We start from the raw sequence: 19,728 nt of genomic DNA, 5'->3' as shown, positions 1-19,728 counted from the left end.
CAATAAAAAAATGAATAACCAGCCTCGACAGCCGTTGGTGTTGGTCTCTTTTATTTTTGCGAGCGGTATTACTTTGGGGCTCGTGACTGCTTCGCATTATTGGTGGATAAGTTTGATAACAGTTGCTGTTTTTCTGTTGGGATGGCTATTGAGTTTGGGGAGTTTTACTAAAAATGATTTATTTCAATTTATCTTTTTTTACCTTTTTATTTTTTCTAGTGGTTCGGCATTGACTCATTTGCATCGTCATACGTTTGATGCTCAAGCTATTCATCGCATTACCACGATGGACACTCAGGAAGTTGTTTTAAAGGGGCACGTTGTTACGATGCCGCTGGAATCGCGAGAAAGTTCTTTTGTCCAATGCGTTCTGGCAGTGGAAGAGATTTATTTTGTGGCGCCTGATCGCAAGGAGACGCGACAAACTTCGGGTTTGGTATGGGCGCGATTGCTTCAAGGAAAAACCAATCAAGTTTTATATGTTGGGGACAAGGTGGAAACTTCGGGTTATTTGCAAGCGCCTTTTCGCGCGCAAAATCCGGGTCAGTTTGATCAGGCCAAATCGTTGCAATATAAAAATATTTATCGCACATTTGTGAGTTATCCTGGAGCGATTCATCACCTCGATTCTTCCGCGACTGCTTGGTTGCAACAAGGAGGACAAAAATTTCGTTATTACATGCACAATGCTTTGAGGGTTGGTTTGGAGAATGATCCTTTGATCGCTTCCATTTTAGCAGGAATGTTGTATGGCGATCGAACGGGATTTGATGAAAAGTTAAATGAAAAATTTCGTCGCACTGGCACTTTGCATCTTTTTGCAGTGAGTGGTCAAAATGTAGGAATTTTAGCAGGGATTGGTTTGATTGGGTTACAGTTTGCAGGTCTTTTACGTTGGCGTTGGGGATGGGCATTGATTCCTTGTCTTTTTATTTATGCGATTGCTACAGGGTCTCAACCTTCTGCAATTCGGGCAGTGATTATGGCCTCTTTTTTATTAATCGCCTGGGCATTGGATCGACCGATTTCTTTGTTGCAATTGATGTGTAGCGCAGCATTTGTTATTTTATTGTGGAATCCGCTGCAGCTTGCGGATGTTGGATTTCAACTTTCTTTTGCTGTGGTGTTAGCGCTGATTTTGATTACACCACGAATTTTTAACCGACTTAAAAAATGGGGCGAGCCGGACCCTTTTCTTCCGCGTCAATTATGGCCTTGGTGGTATGAATGGCGAGAATCGTTAAGACTTTTTTTATGGGGAACGGTTACGGTTTCGCTTGCTGCTTTTCTCGGAACCATGCCGCTCACGGCTTATTATTTTCATTTGTGGACGCCTGTTAGTTTTTTCGTGAATATGGTCGTAGTGCTATTTGCTGTGGCCATTGTTTTTATTGCGACATTATCGGTGGCCGTGTTTTGGTTATCGCCCGCATTGGCTGTGTTATGCAATAATGCAAATTGGCTGGTGGCAAAGCTACTTTTGTTGACGGTGACTTGGGCAGCGCAAGTTCCGGGAGGAGCTTATTACGTGTCTTCTTTGGGCATGATTTGGAATAAGGCGCCCGTTCGTTTTACGGTGTTGAGCGTGGATGATGGTCAGGCATGTGTATTACAAACCTCGACTCGGACAGAATTGTGGGATGTGGGTGGAAAAAAATCGTTTGCATATGTGGTCAGTCCTTTTTTAAAAAAATGTGGTATTAATGCTTTGGATCGTGTTTGGCTATCGCAAGGAGTTGAAAATCATATTGGTGGCGTTTTGCCATTATGGCCGCATTGGAAAGTAAAAACTTTTTTAAAAGCTGATCTTGAAAATCGTTCTTCGACATTAAAAAAAATCGACCGCTTGATTCCTGACTCAAAATTTCAAAAAATTTGTGCTCCTTTTTTGGTTCGAGAAAAAGATTACAAGTGGCAAATTCTTTATCCTTTTGCCGATAATGAATCGAGTGCAGCTCAGGACAAGGCATTGGTGGCTAAGTTGGTCTTTCCGACGTGCTCCCTTTTATTAGCTGGTGATATTGGAGACTCGGTAGAAAGAGAGTTATTGAAACGAGGGTGCGATTTACGAGCAGATATCTTGATTCAAGGTCGACATTCAAAAGAGGAAAATTTGTCTGAAACTTTTCTGGATCAGGTTAAACCCAAACATCTTTTGTTTCACGGCGGAGGTTATTGGAATTTTCATTTGTCTTCTGAACAACGAAAGCGTTTGGAAGATCGAAAAATTAAAATTTGGAATTTAGAAAAAACGGGAGCTGTTACGATTACTCCCACAAAAACTTCATTTTTGATGGAGAGTTTTCTTTATTCTAATTGACCCGATTTTTTTGCTTTGCGAATTTCAGGGATTAATTCTTCGATAGTTTTAATGCGTCTTTCATCCGCCGGGTGAGTGGAAAGAAATTCTGGTGGCGATTTTCCTTTTGTGGCTTCAGCCATGCGCTGCCAAAAAAATAGCGCTTCTTTCATGGGATAACCCGCTTTAGCCATAGTGATAAGACCAATGCGGTCTGCTTCCATTTCATGGTTGCGACTAAATGGCAAAACTGCGCCATAAGTAGCGCCTAATCCGTAACCGGTCATAACACCTTTGCGAGTCAACCCAGATTGATTTTTAGTAAGAACATCCAAACCTTTGCCAACGATACCTACGCCGACTTCTTGTGTCATTCGTTTGGCCCCATGGCGCAAAGTTACATGCGCGATTTCATGGCTTAAAACTGTTGCCAGACCCGCTTCCGTTTGTGTGATGGGAAAGATGCCCGTATTGACACCAATTTTTCCGCCTGGCAATGCAAATGCGTTAGGTTCTTCATCTTCGAAAACAACAACCTCCCAATCTTTAAAAGGGGTTTTGATATGAGGGAGTAAGCGATTCACAACTTGTTTGGCTAATGCTATTTTATTTTTATCCTTGCTGATTTTTGATTTGCTTTTGACTTCATCAAAAGCTTCCTTGCCCATTTTCGCTTCGGTTTCTACAGGCACGATTACAAAACCAGTTTTGGGTGTGGATAGATCAACGGCTTTAAGAAGTGTGGTAGTGAAGATGAAAATAAAAAGAAAAGAGTAGGAATGAAGTATTTTCATAAAATAAGTTTAAAGCGAAAGTGATGAATTCGCAATCTAACTTTTTGTTGTAACAGATTGAGGTGCGATAGATTTTATGCAAGCAAGCAAAATGAGCCCGATAGCGAAGCATCCTAAAGTAATTAACAGGGCAGCGCGAGCACCGAATCGTTGCGCAATCTCACCAAAAAGTGGTAAAGCAACCACTGCAGAAAGTTTTCCGAATAATCCCCAAAATCCAAAAAATTCACCCGCTTTTTCTGGAGGCGTTAAGATGCTAACCATGGCTCGAGCGCAACTTTGCGTAGCGCCTAATGCTAAACCGGCTAAGGCAGCAAGAACGTAAAAAGTTATAATGCTGCGAGTAAAATAGCAGCCCAAAACCACACCGATCCATAAAACTAAAGAAAGAGACAGAGCGAGTCGGGAGCCTATTTTGTCTTGAGCAAAACCAAATCCAATCGCACCTCCTGCTGCGCTAATTTGTAAAAGAAGGAAAAGCGTGGTGAGACTTGCTGGAGTCATATGCAACTCGATTGAAGCAAATAGGCTAGAAAAATAAATGACCGTGATCACGCCCGCATTGAAAAAGAAAAAGCTGACAAAAAATAAAGCTAAAGTGCGAAAATGTTTAAGATGATAAAACGTGTTGAGAATGGGACCGAAAGCTAGTTGCAAAGGATTAGTAAAAGGCAGTGGTGTGGGCAATTTTCTTTCCTTTAAAAAAAGAAAAGTAGGTGTGCCGCTCAGTAAAAAAAATCCTGCCGTTGCTAAGATCGCACCTTGAGCGGGTAGGAAATAAGCTAATAATAAACTCAACAGCCCACCGAAATATCCTAGAGACCAGCCATAAGCTGAAATGCGTCCCGCAGTTTCTGGGGTGGAAATTTCCGGCAAAAAACCTGCGCAAAAATTTTCGCCTAACGAAAAACAAATATTGGCAAAAATGAAAAGTGAAATAGCGAGATAAGCACTGCCAGTTGAAAGCAATCCGATGGCTCCGGTAGCTATTACGCAACCTAAATAAGTGGCAAATAAAAATTTCTTTTTGGCACCCAACGAATCGGCGAGTGCTCCTAGAAAAGGCGAAATAATGACAACAATTAAGTTAGAGAGTCCACCTGCGATTCCCCAAAGCCGACTGCCATCAGTTCTTTCTGCGCTAAGAACAGAAGTAAAGTAAATTGGGAAAATCGTGGTCACCATAATCGTGGTGAAAGAAGAGTTGGCAAAATCAAAAAAAGCCCAGCCGACAATTTCTCGCTTAGCGACAGGTTGTGATTTAGTTTGAGTCATGTAGTTGCGGATCTAAAGCGCGAAGATATTTCCAGGAATAAAGTCCTGTTTGGTGGCCATCGCCCCAAAAGGGTTGCAGGGCATAGCCTCCCACGACTTGGTAACCTTTGCAAATAAAACTTTGATCCGTATAAGTCACGCGAGGTTTAACGATTTTTCCTGTAACATCCGGTTCTCCTGAACACGTGGCGCAAGGACAAGCTCGCCGTAATGTTTCCAGATTAAAATAAGATTCTTTACTGTCAGACCATGCAATGGCGAATTCGCTACCAATGAGTTGAAGTTGATTGGGAAATGGAATCATAAATCAGAGCGGCTTCATGACGCTACTGAAATGGTGTTAAACAGAATTTATATAAAAGACAAGACGGAGAGTTATGATAGATATCAATTAATTTTGTGCTTTTAATAAAAGAACTGGAATGTCGACGAGATGACGCACTTTATCAGCCGTGCTGCCGTAGAGAAGATCACTAATAAATCGGTGACCATGCGTTGACATGGCAATCAGATCTACTTGTTTTTCGCGTGAAAGTTTGATGATCTCATCAGAAGGTTCGCCCATTGCGAGAACTTGTTCGACCTCAAATCCCGCCTCGGATAGTTCGCGTGCACGACCTTTTAAATAGGCGCGGTCCATTTTCATTTCTTCGCTTTCTGCAAGATTGAGTTGCTGAAAATTTCTTGCCACCCATCCATTGGCAACGTGTATCAATAACAGTTTTGCGCCGGTCATTTTTGCTAAGGGTTGGATATGATCCAAGATCGTTTGATCCGCGGGGCTGTTTTCTAAGGGAATAAGAATTTTGTGATACATTTTATTTTAAAATAAAGATTTTAATCCATCGTATAGCAAAGTTTTTACCGATTCTGGAGTGAAAATATCAAAAAGTAATTTGAGATTTAGCGTGATAATAACAAGCGTGGTGGTCCAACCTAAAATTTTAATCCAAAGGGGATTCACAAAAATTCCCATTTTACTTTTTTCACCAGTAAATCGCATTAGAGGCCAAACCGCGAAACCCAATTGCATGCTTAATACCACTTGGCTGGCAATCAGAAGTTCTGTGGTTTTGGATTCGCCAAAATAACTGATCACAAGCACCGCGGGCACAATCGCAATGGCGCGAGTGAGTAGTCTGCGAATTGGGGGAGGAAGTCGAAAATTAAGAAATCCTTCCATGACAATTTGTCCAGCTAAAGTCCCAGTAAGAGTCGAATTTTGGCCAGAAGCGAGTAGCGCAACAGCAAATAAAGTACTTGCAATACCCACACCTAGAATCGGACTGAGCAACTGATAAGCATCCTGAATTTCAGCAACTTCATTGTGACCGGACCAGTGAAAGGCTGCTGCCGAGACAATTAAAATCGAAGCATTAATAAAAAGAGCAAACATCAATGCAGCGGTGGAATCAATGGTAGCAAATTTAATGGCCTCTCGTTTTCCTGCTTCGGTTCTTTCGAAATTGCGCGTTTGCACGATGGAAGAGTGGAGATATAGATTGTGCGGCATGACAGTTGCTCCAAGAATACCAATGCTAACATAAAGCATTTCTTGGTCTTTGAGAATCTCGGCGCTAGGAACAAAACCCATTACGACCCCTGTCAAACTGGGTTTGGCAAAAAATAGTTCTGCTGCAAAACAAGAGCCGACAGTGGCGATTAAAACGACAACTAAAGCTTCTACATAACGAAATCCTTTATTTTGAAGATACAAAACGGCCAAAACGTCCAGGCAAGTGATGACACACCCCCAAACCAAAGGAATGCCGAAAAGAAGTTGTAATCCAATGGCTGAACCCACGACTTCCGCTAAATCGCAAGCGGCAATGGCTAATTCGCAAAGAATCCAAAGGAACCAAACCGTGGGTTTATGATAATGATCGCGACAGGCTTGTGCGAGATCCCGACCGGTTACCACTCCGAGTTTAATGCAAAGATGTTGCAATAAAATAGCCATTAAATTCGATAGCATAATAACGCAGAGCAAACTGTAACCAAACTTGGCGCCGCCCGCGAGGTCCGTAGCCCAATTACCCGGATCCATATAGCCTACCGCCACTAAAAATCCTGGTCCGGCATAAGAAGCCATTTTTTTGAAAAAAGAGCGATGTTGAGAAACGGGAATGGTGCGATGCACTTCCGGAAGGGAAACGCTGCTGGCAGCGCGTCGCCAACCCTCGGAAGGAGGTTGAGAAGTTTTAGGATCAGTAGCCATTTTGTTAAATTACTTGGCCAAAGTATGAATGTCAATAAAAAGTTTGCATATACAAACTTTTTATGTTGAGTTTGACTTGCGCGAAGGAAAAGGCAGGATGCTCGCATGCCAAAATTTTCTCATAATACGCTTTCCGAGAATGCCGAGGATTATTTGGAGCGAATTCAGGAACTTATCGAGCGACAAGGTTTTGCGCGTGTTTCGGACTTGGCAGAGGAGTTGGGCTTGGGCAAGGCAAGTGTCTCGAGCATGATCCAACGCCTAGCTCGTCAGGGATGGGTTAATAATCAGCGTTACCGTGGCTTTACTTTGACAAAAGAGGGAGTAGCGCGAGCGGAGGCCATTCGGGAAAGGCATGCTGTGTTAACAGATTTTTTTAAAATTCTTGGTATCACAAGCAAAATAGCACAGAAAGATATCGAAGGGATTGAACATCATTTGAGTCATGAGACCGTGATTAAATTAAAAAAGTTTATTGCGCGCTTGCAAAAAAAGAGTCGACCCAAATAGTTCAACCATTTTCTCAAATAAATATTTCTCACTTGCCATTCTTTATTCATCTCTCTAGCTTGCGCAGAATAAATAAACGTTCTGGAAACAGGACATCGTAATTAAAATTTATTCCATAGAAATGGAAGTCCGGCAGTTGCTGGATCATAAACAGAAAAAATATGGCAGTAGCAGAAATTAAAGAATTATTTGAAGCAGGGGTGCATTTTGGGCATCGCACGCAACGGTGGAATCCTAGGATGAAACCGTATATTTTTGAAGAGCGTCACGGGATTTATTTGATCAATTTAGAGGAAACGCATCGTCAGTTGCAAGAGGCGTGTGAATTTTTAGAAAAAGTAGCGCGTCGGGGAGAACAAGTTTTATTTGTGGGCTGCAAAAAACCGGCTCAAGAAACGATTAAAGAGTTTGCTGGACAAATTAGTTGTCCTTATGTGGCCGATCGCTGGTTGGGCGGCACCTTAACCAATTTGCAAACGATTCGCAAAAGTGTGAAACGTTTGGAATTTATTGAAAATCTTAATAAATCGGGAGAAATTGAAAAATATCCCAAACAAGAAGCATCTGTATTGCGACGCGAGTTGAGCAAGTTGCTTCGGAATTTATTGGGAATTCGTAACATGGAAAAGCCTCCGGGCGCTGTGGTTATTATTGACACGGTGCGCGAACAAAATGCGATTGCAGAAGCGAAGCGATTGGGAATTCCGATTGTTGCCATTGTTGATACGAACGCGGATCCTACTAGCGTAGATTATCCTATTGCCGGCAACGATGATGCGATTCGTTCGATTAGGATTTTGATTCAAGCATTGACGGATGCGATTGCCAAAGGTCAAAATGAGTCGGGTAGAAAGAGTAATAATAAAGGAAAAGAAAATCAGGCAGAGGCTTCTATCGAAGCCATTTCTGCTTAAATTTTTAGATTGGACGATTAAAAATATGTCAGCAACTATTTCTGCAGAAATTGTCAAACGACTTCGCGATCAGACCAATGCTGGAATGATGGATTGTAAAAAGGCGCTTGAAGAATCTCAAGGCGATTTCGATGGCGCGGTAGATATTTTGCGTAAAAAAGGAGCGATTACCGCTCAAAAAAAATCTTCACGCGAAGCTAAGGATGGAGTGATTGCCTCTTATATTCACTTGGGTGGCAAAGTAGGCGTGTTAGTGGAAATTAATTGTGAAACAGATTTCGTGGCGAAAAACGATACCTTTAAAGAATTTGTTAAAGATATCACATTGCAAATCGCCGCAGCGAATCCTCTCGTGGTAACGCGTGATCAGGTGCCAACTGCAATTGTGGAAAAAGAAAGAGAAATTACTTTGGCTCAATTAGCGAATGATCCCAAAAATGCGAAAAAGCCGAAAGATATTTTAGAGAAAATTGTGCAAGGAAAATTGGACAAATATTACACTACGGCTTGTTTAATGGAGCAAGCTTTTGTTAAAAATCCAGAAGTGACGATTCAAGATCTTCTCACGAAGAAAATCCAAGAGTTAGGTGAAAATATTGTCATTCGCCGATTTGTTCGATTTCAAGTGGGTGAGGCCTTGACATAGATCATTTTTTCAGTATAGAAATAACTATTCCCACCCAAAAAGTAAGCCCCATGAGGCTGGCAACTATTGCCAGCCTCCCCTTTTCTTCAACACGAGGTTGAGTTTTCCAAGGACATAGCCAACACAATAAAAAAGCAGTTGCGAACCACGAAAAATAATTATTCCAAGGCACGCGTCCGCTTTCCCAAATCCAATATTGTTTCACTTCCCAGGCAAAGGGTTCCAGAAGCATATCGAATAAAGCGGCCCAGATGCCACAAAGTAACGCTGCTATGCCACGCGAAATTTTTGGAAAACACAAACGTGCGATAGCGTAACCCAACCCAATTACCACCCACCACGCCAAAGGAATAGTAAAAGGAAGAACATTGCCCACTTTCCAACCTAAATGATCAGTGTAAGAGTAAGCACCAAAAGGCCATCCCGTCAAAGCTCCACAAGTTTCTACTAAAGCTGAGCCTAGGATAATAATTAAAAAGCTTATGAGAGTGACTCGAAATCCTTCACTCTTTAAAATAATAAAAAAAACATTAATTGCTGCGAGAACGATAAAAAATGCATCAGCCCAAGCCAAAGCGGCAGGCAAACGAATATGTCCCAAACTCAATGTTACAATTCCTACCGAAGCCCAAATGAGAAAAAACCACCAAACGATTGTCTCAAGGCGACGCATTTAATTTGTTTGCGCGGCTTTTAAAAGTTCAGGCAGTGTGACTTTATTATCGTAAAGCGCTTTACCCACAATCACACCGTCAACACCTGGGATTTTTGATAAATTTTCGATATCTTCACAACGACTTACGCCACCTGAAGCGATTAATTGATCTGGAGCAATCTTCGCCATAGCTCGCATAGCCAATAAATTCGGCCCTTGCAACATCCCGTCCGTAGCAATATCGGTGTAAATTACTTTCCCAACACCTGCGTTTAAAATGATTCGCGCAAAATCTTCCGCACTTTGTGAACTGATTTCTGTCCATCCTTTCACGGCGACTTGACCGTTTTTCGCGTCAATGCCAACAGCAATTTTTTCGCTACCAAATTCCGCGACTAACTCCTGCACAAACTCCAGTGAATCAACCGCTTTCGAGCCGAGTGCAACTCGGATCACACCAACTTCAAAAGCAGCTTGGATGTCTTCCTTTTTTCGTAATCCACCTCCTAACTCGCAAGGAATCGAAATCGCTTGGGTGATTGCTTGGATTGTTTTTAAATTTTTCGGTTCACCAGAAAAAGCGCCATCCAAATCCACCAAATGCAACCACTGCGCACCCTGACTTTCCCACTGCTGAGCGATTGCTACGGGATCCTCGCTATAAACCTTCACAGCATCTGCGCGACCTTGTTGCAAGCGCACCACTTTGCCATTCATCAAATCAATTGCGGGAAGAATTGTCATACTTTCACAAAATTTTCTAAAAGTTTTAAGCCGACCTCTTGACTTTTTTCTGGGTGAAATTGCACGGCATAACAATTTTCACGCCATACAATACTCGAAAACGTTTCACCATATTCTGTTTCGCCGGCAACAATATCCGGTTGAGCCGGTTTTACGATGTAAGAATGATCAAAATAAAAATAACTCTTATCAGGGATGTCGCAAAACAAAGGACAATTCGATCGTGTGAAATGGACGTTATTCCAACCAATTTGTGGAATTTTTAATCCTTTTTCTTGAAACCGCTCCACCGTGCCTTGAAAAAAACCGAACCCTTGATATTTTCCATTTTCATAAGCCGTTTCAAACAACGCTTGTTGACCTAAACAGATGCCTAAAAAAGGTGAGCCTTTCTTGAGCCATGCGATTAAAGCTTCCCATAATTCATTTTTTTGCAAGTGCGCCACGCAATCGCGAAAAGCGCCCTGACCCGGCATGACCAACTTATCGGCTTGCGACAACATTTTAGCGTCCATCGCACGAAACACCTCTGCGCCCACATGCTCCAGTGCTTTTTCCACACTTCGCACATTGCCCATGCCATAATCCACTAAACCAATTTGACACTTTTTCATGAGAATAAGAAATTAAATCAATTTCGGTGTCGTAACCAATGAAAAAGATATTGCTGAGCAATACCACCATAAGGCCCGAAATAATCGCGAGTAAAAGCCTCGAGATAAGCCGGGGTGAGCTTTCTTTTTCTAGGAAAATAAAGCTCTTTCAAACCTCGCAAAATCCAAACATCGATCGGAAACGCTTTCCATCGTTGATAACAAAAAAGTAAAACGCAATTCGCAATTTTGGGTCCGACGCCAGCTAATTTTAATAATTCTTTTTGAGCCGTAGCGTCATCCATATCGCGAATGCTTTCTAAATTTACTAAACCTTCTTTGAGCTGTTGCACCGCACGCGCTAAATGTTTAGCGCGAAATCCCAGTTTGGCTTCACGCAGTTTGGTTTCGCTGTAAGACGCAAGTTGTAGAACGGTTGGGAATTGGTGACCAAATTTCATAGATGTTCCAAATCTCGATCTCAGTTCACGATTGATTTGTTGAATTTGCACAATTTGTTTCATAGCAGAACAGATAAAACTCGCGAGGCCCTCCCAAATCGGTTGTCGCAAAATACTTAACCCGTAGGAAAATTCGGTGGCTTGAATCATCCACGGGTCTTGAGGAAATGTTCGAATAATGGAATCCAAATTATCTTCCAAACCAAAATAATGCTTGATTTGAGCCTCTGATAGTTGACCCTCTTTTGCCTCCACGCAAAGAATGCGATTATTTTCTAGCCAAGCTTTTACTGGAACTTGATCGATCCAACCATGCCAATTAGTATCCTGATCAGTATGCCAACAAAAAACCTGGCCACAATTTAACGTGTTTTCCAATGATAATTTGCTAGAAGGAATTTTCAAAATCATGACATCTAACAATGAAGTGAACTCTTTTGATTCGAGTTGGCAATTAAAATATACGCGAGCCGCCTTTTTGCTCATTGGCGGGTTGGCCGTGTTTCGTTTATGGCTTTGCACCTATTTTCCTATTTTACCGGATGAAACTTATTATTGGTTATGGTCGAAATTTTTGGATTGGAGTTATTATAGTAAGGGACCACTAGTTGCTTGGACGATTCGCTTGGGAACGGCTTTGGCCGGTGACACTGTTTTTGGTGTGCGTTGGCTTGCGGTTATTTTGCATGCGGCCACTTCACTTTTGGTTTTTTATTTGGCAAAGAGACTTTTTTCCGCGCGCGCGGCATTTTGGACTTTAGTGGTTTCTTGTGCCTTGCCTCTTTTTGCGGTGGGCAGTGTTTTGATGACGATTGATCCGTTGAGCGTTTTTTTCTGGACGGCTGCAGCGGTGGTGGGTTGGCAAGCTTATGAAAAAAATAGTTGGGCAGCTTGGTTGCTGACCGGTTCGTTGGTGGGACTTGGGTTTTTGGCAAAATTCACTAATGCGATTCAGGGCATTTGTTTTGGAATTTTTTTATTGTTAACGCGCCAGGGACGACACGAGCTTAAAACGTTAAAACCGTGGGCCGCCGCGATTTTATCTCTTTTGTTTACCACGCCATTTTGGATTTGGAATTCGCAGCATCAATGGATTACGTTTGATCATTTGCAATCGCGCGGTTCATTGGATCACCCTTTTCGCATTTCTATTCGCGAATTTTTTCAATTTTTACAGATGCAAGCAATTGTGTTTTCACCTTTGATATGGGCGGGTGTGATGGTGGCGACTCTTTGGGCTTTAAAACGGGTAAAAAATCAAGGTTGGCAAAAACTGAATCAATCCGATTTTGTATCGGTTCGATGGGTTTATTTGCTTTGCCATTTTCTTCCGTTATTTGGGTTTTTTGCCGTGTTTGCGTTGAATGATAGTGGGCAACCCAATTGGACAGTGCCGGGTTATGTGACAGCATTGATTTTCTCTACGGCGCTTTGGTTAGAAAAAGAAAAATTTAGCCCAGTAGAAAAAGGTTTTGTAATTGCTGCGTTGGGTTTGGGTTTTACGATGACGATGGTTTTGCATGTGACAGAATTTTTGCCGCTTCCACCCAAACTTGATCCTTTAACTCGTGTGCGAGGGTGGAAGCAGCTCACACAAAAAGTGGAAGAAGCGCAGCAAGAGCATTATGCTACTTTCGTCATCGCGAATCGCTATCAATTAGCTTCGGTTATCACTTGGTATCGAAAAGGGGATCGATTGGCGCAGCGCGCTTACATGGCGCATAACCCAGAAAAAATTCAGAATCAATTTGATTTTTGGCCGGGATATCAGGATCGTGTGGGGCAAGATGCCATTTTTGTAACAACGGTGAAGCATCAAGATAAACCGCCGAGTAATCATCCTGAGGAAGATTACGAAAATGCGATTAAAAAACAGACACCCAAAACGTTGCGTCACGAGTTTCGAAAAGTGACGCCCTTAGGAGATTCCTTTTGGATTGAAGAGAAGGGCAAAAAAATCGAGCGATTCCGATTATTTCTTTGTGAAGATTTTTTAGGACGTTAGATTAGTCTTTTTTATGAAAAAGGTTATAGACTGGCTCATGCTGTGATGTGAAAATAGCTTCAGGAAGTTAATCGGAGGATTTGGGTGCTTTGCTAAGACTTCTGACCTTATGGGGTTACTTTAGGAGCTTGAGAATTTTGTGGAGGTGTCGTTTTAGAAAAAATATTGTCATCAATTTTTTCCATAGCATCTAGGATTATTTCCATTTTTGATTTGGGTAATTCAACTTGACCGGCCTGTTTTAGTATTTTGTTTTTTTGATGTTCATCAATTACTTTGTGCATCTTTAAGCCTTGTGAAATTTCATCCAACATTTTTGACAAATTTTCATACGGTATAAGAGGTTTTTCCCCGTTTTCGGATGGTTCTCTTTCCGTTACACATTGCCATATGTTAGCTGGGGGGTTCGAGTTTGAATTTTCTTTATTCATATCATCTCTAAACGAGCAATATACGAGAATTTTTTAAAAAGCAAATTTGTGATTTTAAGTTTTTAGTTATCCACAATGCTATGGCATTGCTTTAATTTCTTATCTGTCCTTGGCCGATTATTTGATATTTGTAGGTGGTTAATTCCTCAAGACCCATTGGACCGCGAGCATGCAATTTGTCAGTGCTAATCCCAATTTCTGCACCAAAACCAAATTCGCCCCCGTCGGTAAAGCGGGTGCTGGCATTCCAATAAACCGTGGCGGAATCCACTTCATTTAAAAAGCGTTCGGCTGTTACTTTATTTTTGGTGACGATGGTGTCGGAGTGATGTGAGCCGTAACGTTCTAAGTGATCCATGGCAGCATTGACATCAGGGACGATGCGCACGCTTAAAATCAGGTCGAGATATTCGGTTGTCCAATCTTTTTCAGTGGCTTCTTTCATGGAGGGCACCATTTTTTTGCTGGCAGCATCGCCGCGCAATTCCACATTTTTTTCTGTGAGCGCTTTTGCGATTTGTGGCAGAAATTTTTCGGCGATCGTTTCATCTACCAAGAGTGTTTCCATGGCATTACAAACGCCAGGGCGCTGGCATTTGGCGTTGACGATAATTTCTTTTGCCATTTTCAAATCGGCATCGCGATCCACAAAAACATGGCAAACGCCGTGGTAATGTTTGATAACGGGCATGCGCGCATGGTTGACAACGGTTTCAATGAGAGAATGGCCGCCGCGAGGAATGATAACATCCAAATATTGATCCATTTCACATAATAATTTTACAGCGTCACGGTCGGTAGAGGCGATCAATTGAATGCTGGTTTGAGGAAGACCCGCTTTTTCTAAGGCGCGACTCATGACTGCGACAATAGCTTGGTTCGAATGAAATGCTTCGCTACCACCGCGTAAAATAGTGGCGTTGCCGGTTTTTAAACAAAGCACTGCAGCATCGCAAGTGACGTTGGGACGCGATTCGTAAATGATGCCTATGACTCCGATCGGCACCCGCCGTTTCACAATATGCAGTCCATTAGGTCTATCCCATTCGCGAATGATTTCGCCAACGGGATCTTGGAGTGCGGCGACTTCTCGGGCGCCTCGTGCCATGTCAGTGATGCGTTTTTCGCTTAATGTCAAACGATCAATCATGGCCGAAGAAAGGCCTTTTTCTTTAGCATTTTCGATATCTTTTTTATTTTCTACTAATAAAGTGGCTTTTTCTATTTCCAGCTCGTTTGCGATGGTTTCCAAGGCTTTATTTTTCAAAGCAGAAGAAGTCTTAGCCAAGACGCGTGCAGCCTCTCGGGCATTTTGACCTAGCTGAAATATTTGTTTTTTTAATTGTTCCGCCATACATTTTTTCTTAAAGCAATTTTTTAAAAAAAACACGTCTTTCTCATTTTTTTATTTTGCATTCAGAATAAATAATGTTTTATTAGTAAAGTCATGGCGGAATATTTTATAGAAAAAAGTCCTTCGGATAAAATAACTTCATGTTTAGCGCCTTATGAAAGAAAAACGGGATTGCAATTTCTTGGTGCAGATAAAAAACCTGTAACGACTCCTCAATTAACCGAAGGAAAAAATCAAGAAGGTTATTTTTATATTCAATATCAAAATAAAGATCTAGCTGGTCAGGGAAAGATTCAAGTTGATATGCGTATAGGTCCGCAAGGGTTTCCTAAAATTTTAGCCATTGATCTTTTTGAAAATCCACCAGGCTCAGGATGTTACGTTTCGTTACCTCTTGCTTTAGTGCCAAGCTACGATTTAGTGGATCAAATGGATGGAGATAAAGTTATCCCAATAGTGGCAAAGTTGGGAGATAGAATTCAGGTAACTTATGATGGAAAACAAAGAATAGTGGATTGTTATACATCGGGTCGTCCAACTCATATCGTCCCCTTGTCTGAAACCCTTTCCGTCAAGATTCCTGTGGAAAAAGTTTTCAATTATCAAACAGTCGTTTTTGTGGGCTCTGAAAAGCCATTCGATGAGGATAAACGCGAGATTTATCAAGATAAAATAGAAACAGATTTAGCTTTGAAGGGCATCCAAGCGAAAGAAACGGATTTAAAGATAATACCGTTGCCTCCCGGGATTAATTTAGAGGACGGGTTGAATCCTAGGGAAATGAGGCGGCTGGTTCGTCATGTGAATAAAACATATCCCGATGCGCCGAAAGCTAAAATGTTGTTTGTGGGAGATGATGTTTTAATGAAATCAAGAATGTTGAATTCGAAAAATTTCTTTGTTAGCGAAGGGGGTTTGACTCCCGATCAAATTGAAACTATTCAGCGATCGCCTTATCTGGAAAAAGAGAACGAAACGGTTGGGCCACGAGAAATTATTCCCAGAGCTCCTCGGCCTCAACCTCCTGCTCCTGTGGGTCCAGATATGCCGATAAGAATTTAATGTTTAAAAAAATTACGTTTTTTAAATTGAAATACTATGGCCTTAGATAAAAATAAAAAACAGGCGAATCCTCAGCGTTTAGAAAAAATTCTAGCTTCTCAAGCAAAGCCTGCGCTGCGCTTCATTAACAAAAATGGTAAATCGGTTGATCAATTGAAGGTTGCTAACCTTGTAGATAGTATTGAACCTCGAAGACCCATTGGCACGATTGATTTGAAAACGCAAACCATTCGTGTGGATGCCGATCGCGATGGGAAAGCAACTCCAGCAGAGGTCAGAGATTATTCTGGGGATATGGTGATTCGCCAGGGAGCCGTTATTTTGGGTGAGGAAATAGGGTTTCAAGTGCTTTCCGCACCGGAACTTTATCCTGAAAATTCCGATGATCATTTCTTTGTGGAATATGAAAATCCGGCCTTGGCTGGAAAAGGAAGTATTGAGATGGATCTTAAGACGCAAACTTCCGACCCTACGCAAAGCTCTTACCAAGATTCATCAAAAATAAAGCTCTACGAAGTTCCTGGTAAGCCTGGAACCTTTCGCACTAAGGAACTTATTTTGGTTTCCAGTCAGGTTTTTGATCAACATCGTGTTAATGGTCAACCCGATAATTCCCCTGAAGATCAAACTTTTCTTGCTGAGTTGGGCAGCAAGGTGACGGTGAGTTATCGAGACGAAACTTTGGGGCAGACCTTAAATGTTGAAGCATCAGTTCCGCCTGAAAAAGTTTTGGAAATTCAACCCATCATTTACAAAGACAAAAATGGCAATCCCATAGCTACCGAGCAAGACATTGCCAGACATTTGCAGTCTATAAGAGAGCATTTTGCGCAAGCTTCGATCTTAGTTGTTGCGAAAAAACCTCTGATTCTCGATCTTTCGTTGGATATTGATATAACAAAGGGTTTGTCTCAAAAAGAAATGGTGATGCTAGCGATGGAATCCAGTGGAGATTATTCGCCGGATGAAGGTATTCGCATGATCTTGGTGGGTGGTGAGCATGCTTATATTGAAGGCGATCAGAATGTTTATGGTATTGAGGCTTATGCTTTTGGCGTTGGACTGACTGGAGGGCAGGGCAGTTATCGTAATATTAATAATAGTTTATTTATTGGTATAGGTAATGAAAATCGAAATGTGCCTGCCAATATTGCGGCTCATGAAAGCGTTCATATCCTCATCGGAAAACAGAAAGTATTTGGACATGATGATGGAGGTCATTTCAATACTTCTAGCTTGAGCTATAGCGACTTTTCACATGGGACTTTAGGAGAAATTTATGATAGTCTTCCGCCTTTGGATAAACTCAATTTGATGTTTGTAGCGCCTCTGGCTCGAGACACTACAATTGATGGACAACATCAATTGACCCCGGAACAAATAGAAGTCATGCTTAAAAGTCCGATTTTAAAAGATCCTGGGACTTATTATCAGCAAACTCAGACTTCTCCCGCACCTTCAGTTAAGCCTTAGCCGGAGCTACTTGCGATTTGAGCCATTCGGTTCGGTTGCCTGTCCACCACAATACGATCGGACTGGCAATGTAAAGTGAGGAATAAGTGCCGGCTGCAATGCCTATCAATAAGGCAAAAGCAAAATCGTGAATGACTGGGCCGCCGAAAATAAATAACGCGATGACACTGAGCAAAGTGGTGCCTGAGGTTAAGAGAGTGCGGCTCAAAGTCGCATTGAGCGCACGATCAATCAAAGTCATGAGCGATCCTTTTTCCGAAAGACGCAAACTTTCGCGGATGCGATCAAACACCACAATCGTATCATTAATGGAATAACCCGCAATCGCTAGAACAGCGCCTACAACGGTTAATGAAAGTTTATGATCGGTTAGAGCAAAAACTCCCACTGTAATCAACACGTCGTGGAGCAAGGCGACAATAGCACCAATCGCAAAGGAAAATTCAAAACGAATCGTGACATAAATGAGAATGCCCAACAGCGCGAGCAGCAAAGCAAAGGCCGATTTATTTTTGAGCTCTGTTCCTACCACGGGGCCCACTTTATCCAATGAAATACGTGAGAAACCGGCTTGAGGAAATTGCTCGAGCAATACCTTTTCAGCTTGGTCTCCCTGGCCAAACTGAGTTTTTACCAAAAGCGCTTCATGTTGGCCATCAGGCGACTTTTGGCTTTGCAAAACCGCATCTTGAATGCCTGCTTTTTCTAAACTGGCGCGTAATTGGCCAACGTTTTGCTTTTGCGAGTAACTCAGCGTTAGTGCCTCGCCACCCGTAAAATCGACACTGTAAACATCATTGCCTTTCATAACGAAAGCGCCCATGCCTGCGATTAAGACGATTCCGGAAAGCGCAAAAGCGAGAAACCGATATTTCATAAAGTTAAAATTCGGACGTTTGACAAACTGCATAATTGTCAGTTTTTGGTAACCGGTTTTGACATCTTTCCATTCCAGTAGATTGCGAGTGATAATCAACGCGGCAAAGAGCGTGCCTAAAATGCCAAGGGTTAAAGTAACAGCAAATCCCTGCACTGCGCCACTTCCTTGCCAAAAGAGAATGGCTGATGTGATAATGGTGGTTACGTTAGCATCCAAAATCGAACTGAATGCTTTATCAAAGCCAGAAGTAATCGCAGCAGAAATCGGTTTCCCCGCCGCCATTTCCTCGCGAATACGTTCGTAAATTAACACATTGGCATCCACCGCCATGCCCAAGGTCAAAATAATGCCTGCAATACCCGGAAGCGTGAGCGTGAAATGAAATTGCGCTAGCAAACCGAAAAGAATCAATAAATTAATCAATAACGCACAAACGGCTATCACGCCTAGGAAACGATAATAAATTAACATGAACAAAATAACAGCTGCGGCACCATAGCAAGCTGCTAAAATTCCGCTGCGAATCGAGTCGCGTCCCAAACTGGGATCCACGCCGCGTTCCTCGATAATTTGAACGGGTGTTTCCAAAGGATTTTCTAACACGCTTGCCAATTCTTCAGCTTCTTGTGGAGTAAAATTGCCAGAAATTTCTGCACTTCCACCGTAGATGGGTTGGCGAATAGCTGGCGCGCTTTTCACTTCTCCATCCAAAACAATCGCCAAACGTTCACCAACATGGGCTTCTGTTAATTTGCCGAAAATCTCTTTGCCTTCCGATTTGAATTCAATCGAAACTGCAGATTCGCCTGTTGGCTGAATGTAGCGAAATGCGCGAGCCACCAAATTGCCGCTCAACTCTACACGCCGTTTCACAAGCAGCTTACTGGTGACTTCTTTGCCTGCTTGCATGTCTTTGAGCTCTTTTAATTCATAGTTTGCAGGCACCGGCGCGCCTTTTTCTATTTTTTCGATTTCGTTATTGTTATTAGGGTGGACAAGTCGAAACTCTAAACGCGCAACTTTTTCCAGTTGTGAGCGAGCCGTATTTTTATCCGCAGCAGAAAGCCCGGGAATTTGCACCATGATTCTTTTTTCGCCAGCAGGCTGAATCAAAGGTTCCGCCACACCAAATTTATCAATGCGTTTACGAATGACGGCTACGGCTTGTTGCAACGCATCGGGTGTGGGATTTCCGTCCAATTCAATCAAAAAAGAGGTGCCCCCTTTTAAATCCAACCCTAAGCGAACCGTTTCTTTGGGAGGATAGACGGATACAGCGCATAGGGCAAATAAAGTGAGCCAAAGCGCCAGCCCCACGCCAAGTCGCATGCGGCGTTCCGTTGCGGCTAAATACCAGATAAAAAGGATGAGAAAAAGTAATCCTCCAAAAAAAAGCAGCGATGTTTGCATAACT

The 19,728-nt window shown here is 42.2% G+C and carries 19 protein-coding genes; 7 read left to right on the top strand and 12 right to left on the bottom strand.

Features of this window, described 5'->3' with window-relative positions; genetic code table 11:
* The first annotated feature begins 10 nt into the window (after positions 1 to 10).
* Complete coding sequence (locus K1X66_00815; protein MBX7156915.1) at positions 11 to 2,320, top strand: ComEC/Rec2 family competence protein; 2,310 nt, start codon at positions 11 to 13, stop codon at positions 2,318 to 2,320.
* Here K1X66_00815 and K1X66_00810 read toward each other — a convergent pair.
* The 5 genes from K1X66_00810 to K1X66_00790 form a co-directional block, all read right to left on the bottom strand.
* Positions 2,308 to 3,093 carry a M48 family metallopeptidase gene (locus K1X66_00810; GenBank protein ID MBX7156914.1) on the bottom strand — a complete coding sequence of 262 codons (786 nt, stop codon included), beginning with the start codon at positions 3,091 to 3,093 and terminating at the stop codon, positions 2,308 to 2,310. The genes K1X66_00815 and K1X66_00810 overlap by 13 nt on opposite strands.
* Positions 3,094 to 3,129: 36 nt before the next feature.
* Positions 3,130 to 4,368: an MFS transporter gene (locus K1X66_00805; protein ID MBX7156913.1), complete on the bottom strand. Its 1,239-nt coding sequence runs from the start codon at positions 4,366 to 4,368 to the stop codon at positions 3,130 to 3,132.
* Positions 4,355 to 4,672, bottom strand: coding sequence for a DUF971 domain-containing protein (locus K1X66_00800; GenBank protein MBX7156912.1), 318 nt, complete (start codon positions 4,670 to 4,672; stop codon positions 4,355 to 4,357). Before K1X66_00800 ends, K1X66_00805 begins: the two co-directional genes overlap by 14 nt.
* Before the next feature lie 87 nt (positions 4,673 to 4,759).
* Positions 4,760 to 5,185: a universal stress protein gene (locus K1X66_00795; GenBank protein MBX7156911.1), complete on the bottom strand. Its 426-nt coding sequence runs from the start codon at positions 5,183 to 5,185 to the stop codon at positions 4,760 to 4,762.
* 6 nt (positions 5,186 to 5,191) lie between these two features.
* Positions 5,192 to 6,586 carry an Nramp family divalent metal transporter gene (locus tag K1X66_00790; protein MBX7156910.1) on the bottom strand — a complete coding sequence of 465 codons (1,395 nt, stop codon included), beginning with the start codon at positions 6,584 to 6,586 and terminating at the stop codon, positions 5,192 to 5,194.
* 105 nt (positions 6,587 to 6,691) lie between these two features.
* Between K1X66_00790 and K1X66_00785 the strand changes: the two genes are divergently transcribed.
* The 3 genes from K1X66_00785 to tsf all read left to right on the top strand — a co-directional run bounded on the left by K1X66_00785 (position 6,692) and on the right by tsf (position 8,656).
* Complete coding sequence (locus K1X66_00785) at positions 6,692 to 7,096, top strand: MarR family transcriptional regulator (GenBank protein ID MBX7156909.1); 405 nt, start codon at positions 6,692 to 6,694, stop codon at positions 7,094 to 7,096.
* A gap of 161 nt (positions 7,097 to 7,257) precedes the next feature.
* Entirely contained in the window at positions 7,258 to 8,010 is a 753-nt protein-coding gene (gene rpsB / locus K1X66_00780) for a 30S ribosomal protein S2 (protein MBX7156908.1), read from the top strand.
* Between the two features lie 25 nt (positions 8,011 to 8,035).
* Positions 8,036 to 8,656, top strand: coding sequence for a translation elongation factor Ts (gene tsf / locus K1X66_00775; GenBank protein ID MBX7156907.1), 621 nt, complete (start codon positions 8,036 to 8,038; stop codon positions 8,654 to 8,656).
* A gap of 1 nt (position 8,657) precedes the next feature.
* Here the strand turns inward: tsf and K1X66_00770 are convergent, their stop codons facing one another.
* The 4 genes from K1X66_00770 to K1X66_00755 are packed head-to-tail and all read right to left on the bottom strand — an operon-like array spanning position 8,658 to position 11,520.
* Entirely contained in the window at positions 8,658 to 9,329 is a 672-nt protein-coding gene (locus K1X66_00770) for a carotenoid biosynthesis protein (protein ID MBX7156906.1), read from the bottom strand.
* Positions 9,330 to 10,055: a 1-(5-phosphoribosyl)-5-[(5-phosphoribosylamino)methylideneamino]imidazole-4-carboxamide isomerase gene (gene hisA / locus K1X66_00765; protein MBX7156905.1), complete on the bottom strand. Its 726-nt coding sequence runs from the start codon at positions 10,053 to 10,055 to the stop codon at positions 9,330 to 9,332.
* On the bottom strand, positions 10,052 to 10,669 hold the full coding sequence (gene hisH / locus K1X66_00760; GenBank protein MBX7156904.1) for an imidazole glycerol phosphate synthase subunit HisH: 618 nt from the start codon (positions 10,667 to 10,669) through the stop codon (positions 10,052 to 10,054). Before hisH ends, hisA begins: the two co-directional genes overlap by 4 nt.
* 17 nt (positions 10,670 to 10,686) lie before the next feature.
* Positions 10,687 to 11,520, bottom strand: a complete 834-nt coding sequence (locus tag K1X66_00755; protein MBX7156903.1) for a hypothetical protein — start codon at positions 11,518 to 11,520, stop codon at positions 10,687 to 10,689.
* Between K1X66_00755 and K1X66_00750 the strand changes: the two genes are divergently transcribed.
* Positions 11,519 to 13,114, top strand: a complete 1,596-nt coding sequence (locus K1X66_00750; protein MBX7156902.1) for a glycosyltransferase family 39 protein — start codon at positions 11,519 to 11,521, stop codon at positions 13,112 to 13,114. The two genes, K1X66_00755 and K1X66_00750, sit on opposite strands and share 2 nt — an antisense overlap.
* 107 nt (positions 13,115 to 13,221) lie before the next feature.
* On the opposite strand, the gene K1X66_00745 is transcribed toward K1X66_00750, so the two are convergent.
* Positions 13,222 to 13,545 (bottom strand): hypothetical protein, encoded by a 324-nt coding sequence (locus K1X66_00745; GenBank protein MBX7156901.1) that lies wholly within the window; start codon positions 13,543 to 13,545, stop codon positions 13,222 to 13,224.
* 91 nt (positions 13,546 to 13,636) lie between these two features.
* A complete protein-coding gene (locus K1X66_00740; protein MBX7156900.1) occupies positions 13,637 to 14,899 on the bottom strand; it encodes a glutamate-5-semialdehyde dehydrogenase in 1,263 nt (420 codons plus the stop codon).
* A gap of 93 nt (positions 14,900 to 14,992) precedes the next feature.
* Here K1X66_00740 and K1X66_00735 point away from each other — a divergent pair, with 93 nt between their 5' ends.
* Together K1X66_00735 and K1X66_00730 are read left to right on the top strand one after the other, a co-directional pair.
* Positions 14,993 to 15,961 (top strand): hypothetical protein, encoded by a 969-nt coding sequence (locus K1X66_00735; protein MBX7156899.1) that lies wholly within the window; start codon positions 14,993 to 14,995, stop codon positions 15,959 to 15,961.
* A 36-nt stretch (positions 15,962 to 15,997) separates the two neighbouring features.
* Positions 15,998 to 17,434, top strand: coding sequence for a hypothetical protein (locus tag K1X66_00730; GenBank protein ID MBX7156898.1), 1,437 nt, complete (start codon positions 15,998 to 16,000; stop codon positions 17,432 to 17,434).
* Here K1X66_00730 and secD read toward each other — a convergent pair.
* Positions 17,424 to 19,724 carry a protein translocase subunit SecD gene (gene secD / locus K1X66_00725; protein ID MBX7156897.1) on the bottom strand — a complete coding sequence of 767 codons (2,301 nt, stop codon included), beginning with the start codon at positions 19,722 to 19,724 and terminating at the stop codon, positions 17,424 to 17,426. The two genes, K1X66_00730 and secD, sit on opposite strands and share 11 nt — an antisense overlap.
* Positions 19,725 to 19,728 lie beyond the last annotated feature (4 nt).

This window comes from Verrucomicrobiia bacterium (genome assembly GCA_019694135.1).
Lineage (GTDB): Bacteria > Verrucomicrobiota > Verrucomicrobiia > JADLBR01 > JAIBCM01 > JAIBCM01.
Note: the sequence above shows the minus strand (reverse complement) of the source record. Positions and strands in the feature narration are given on the sequence as shown.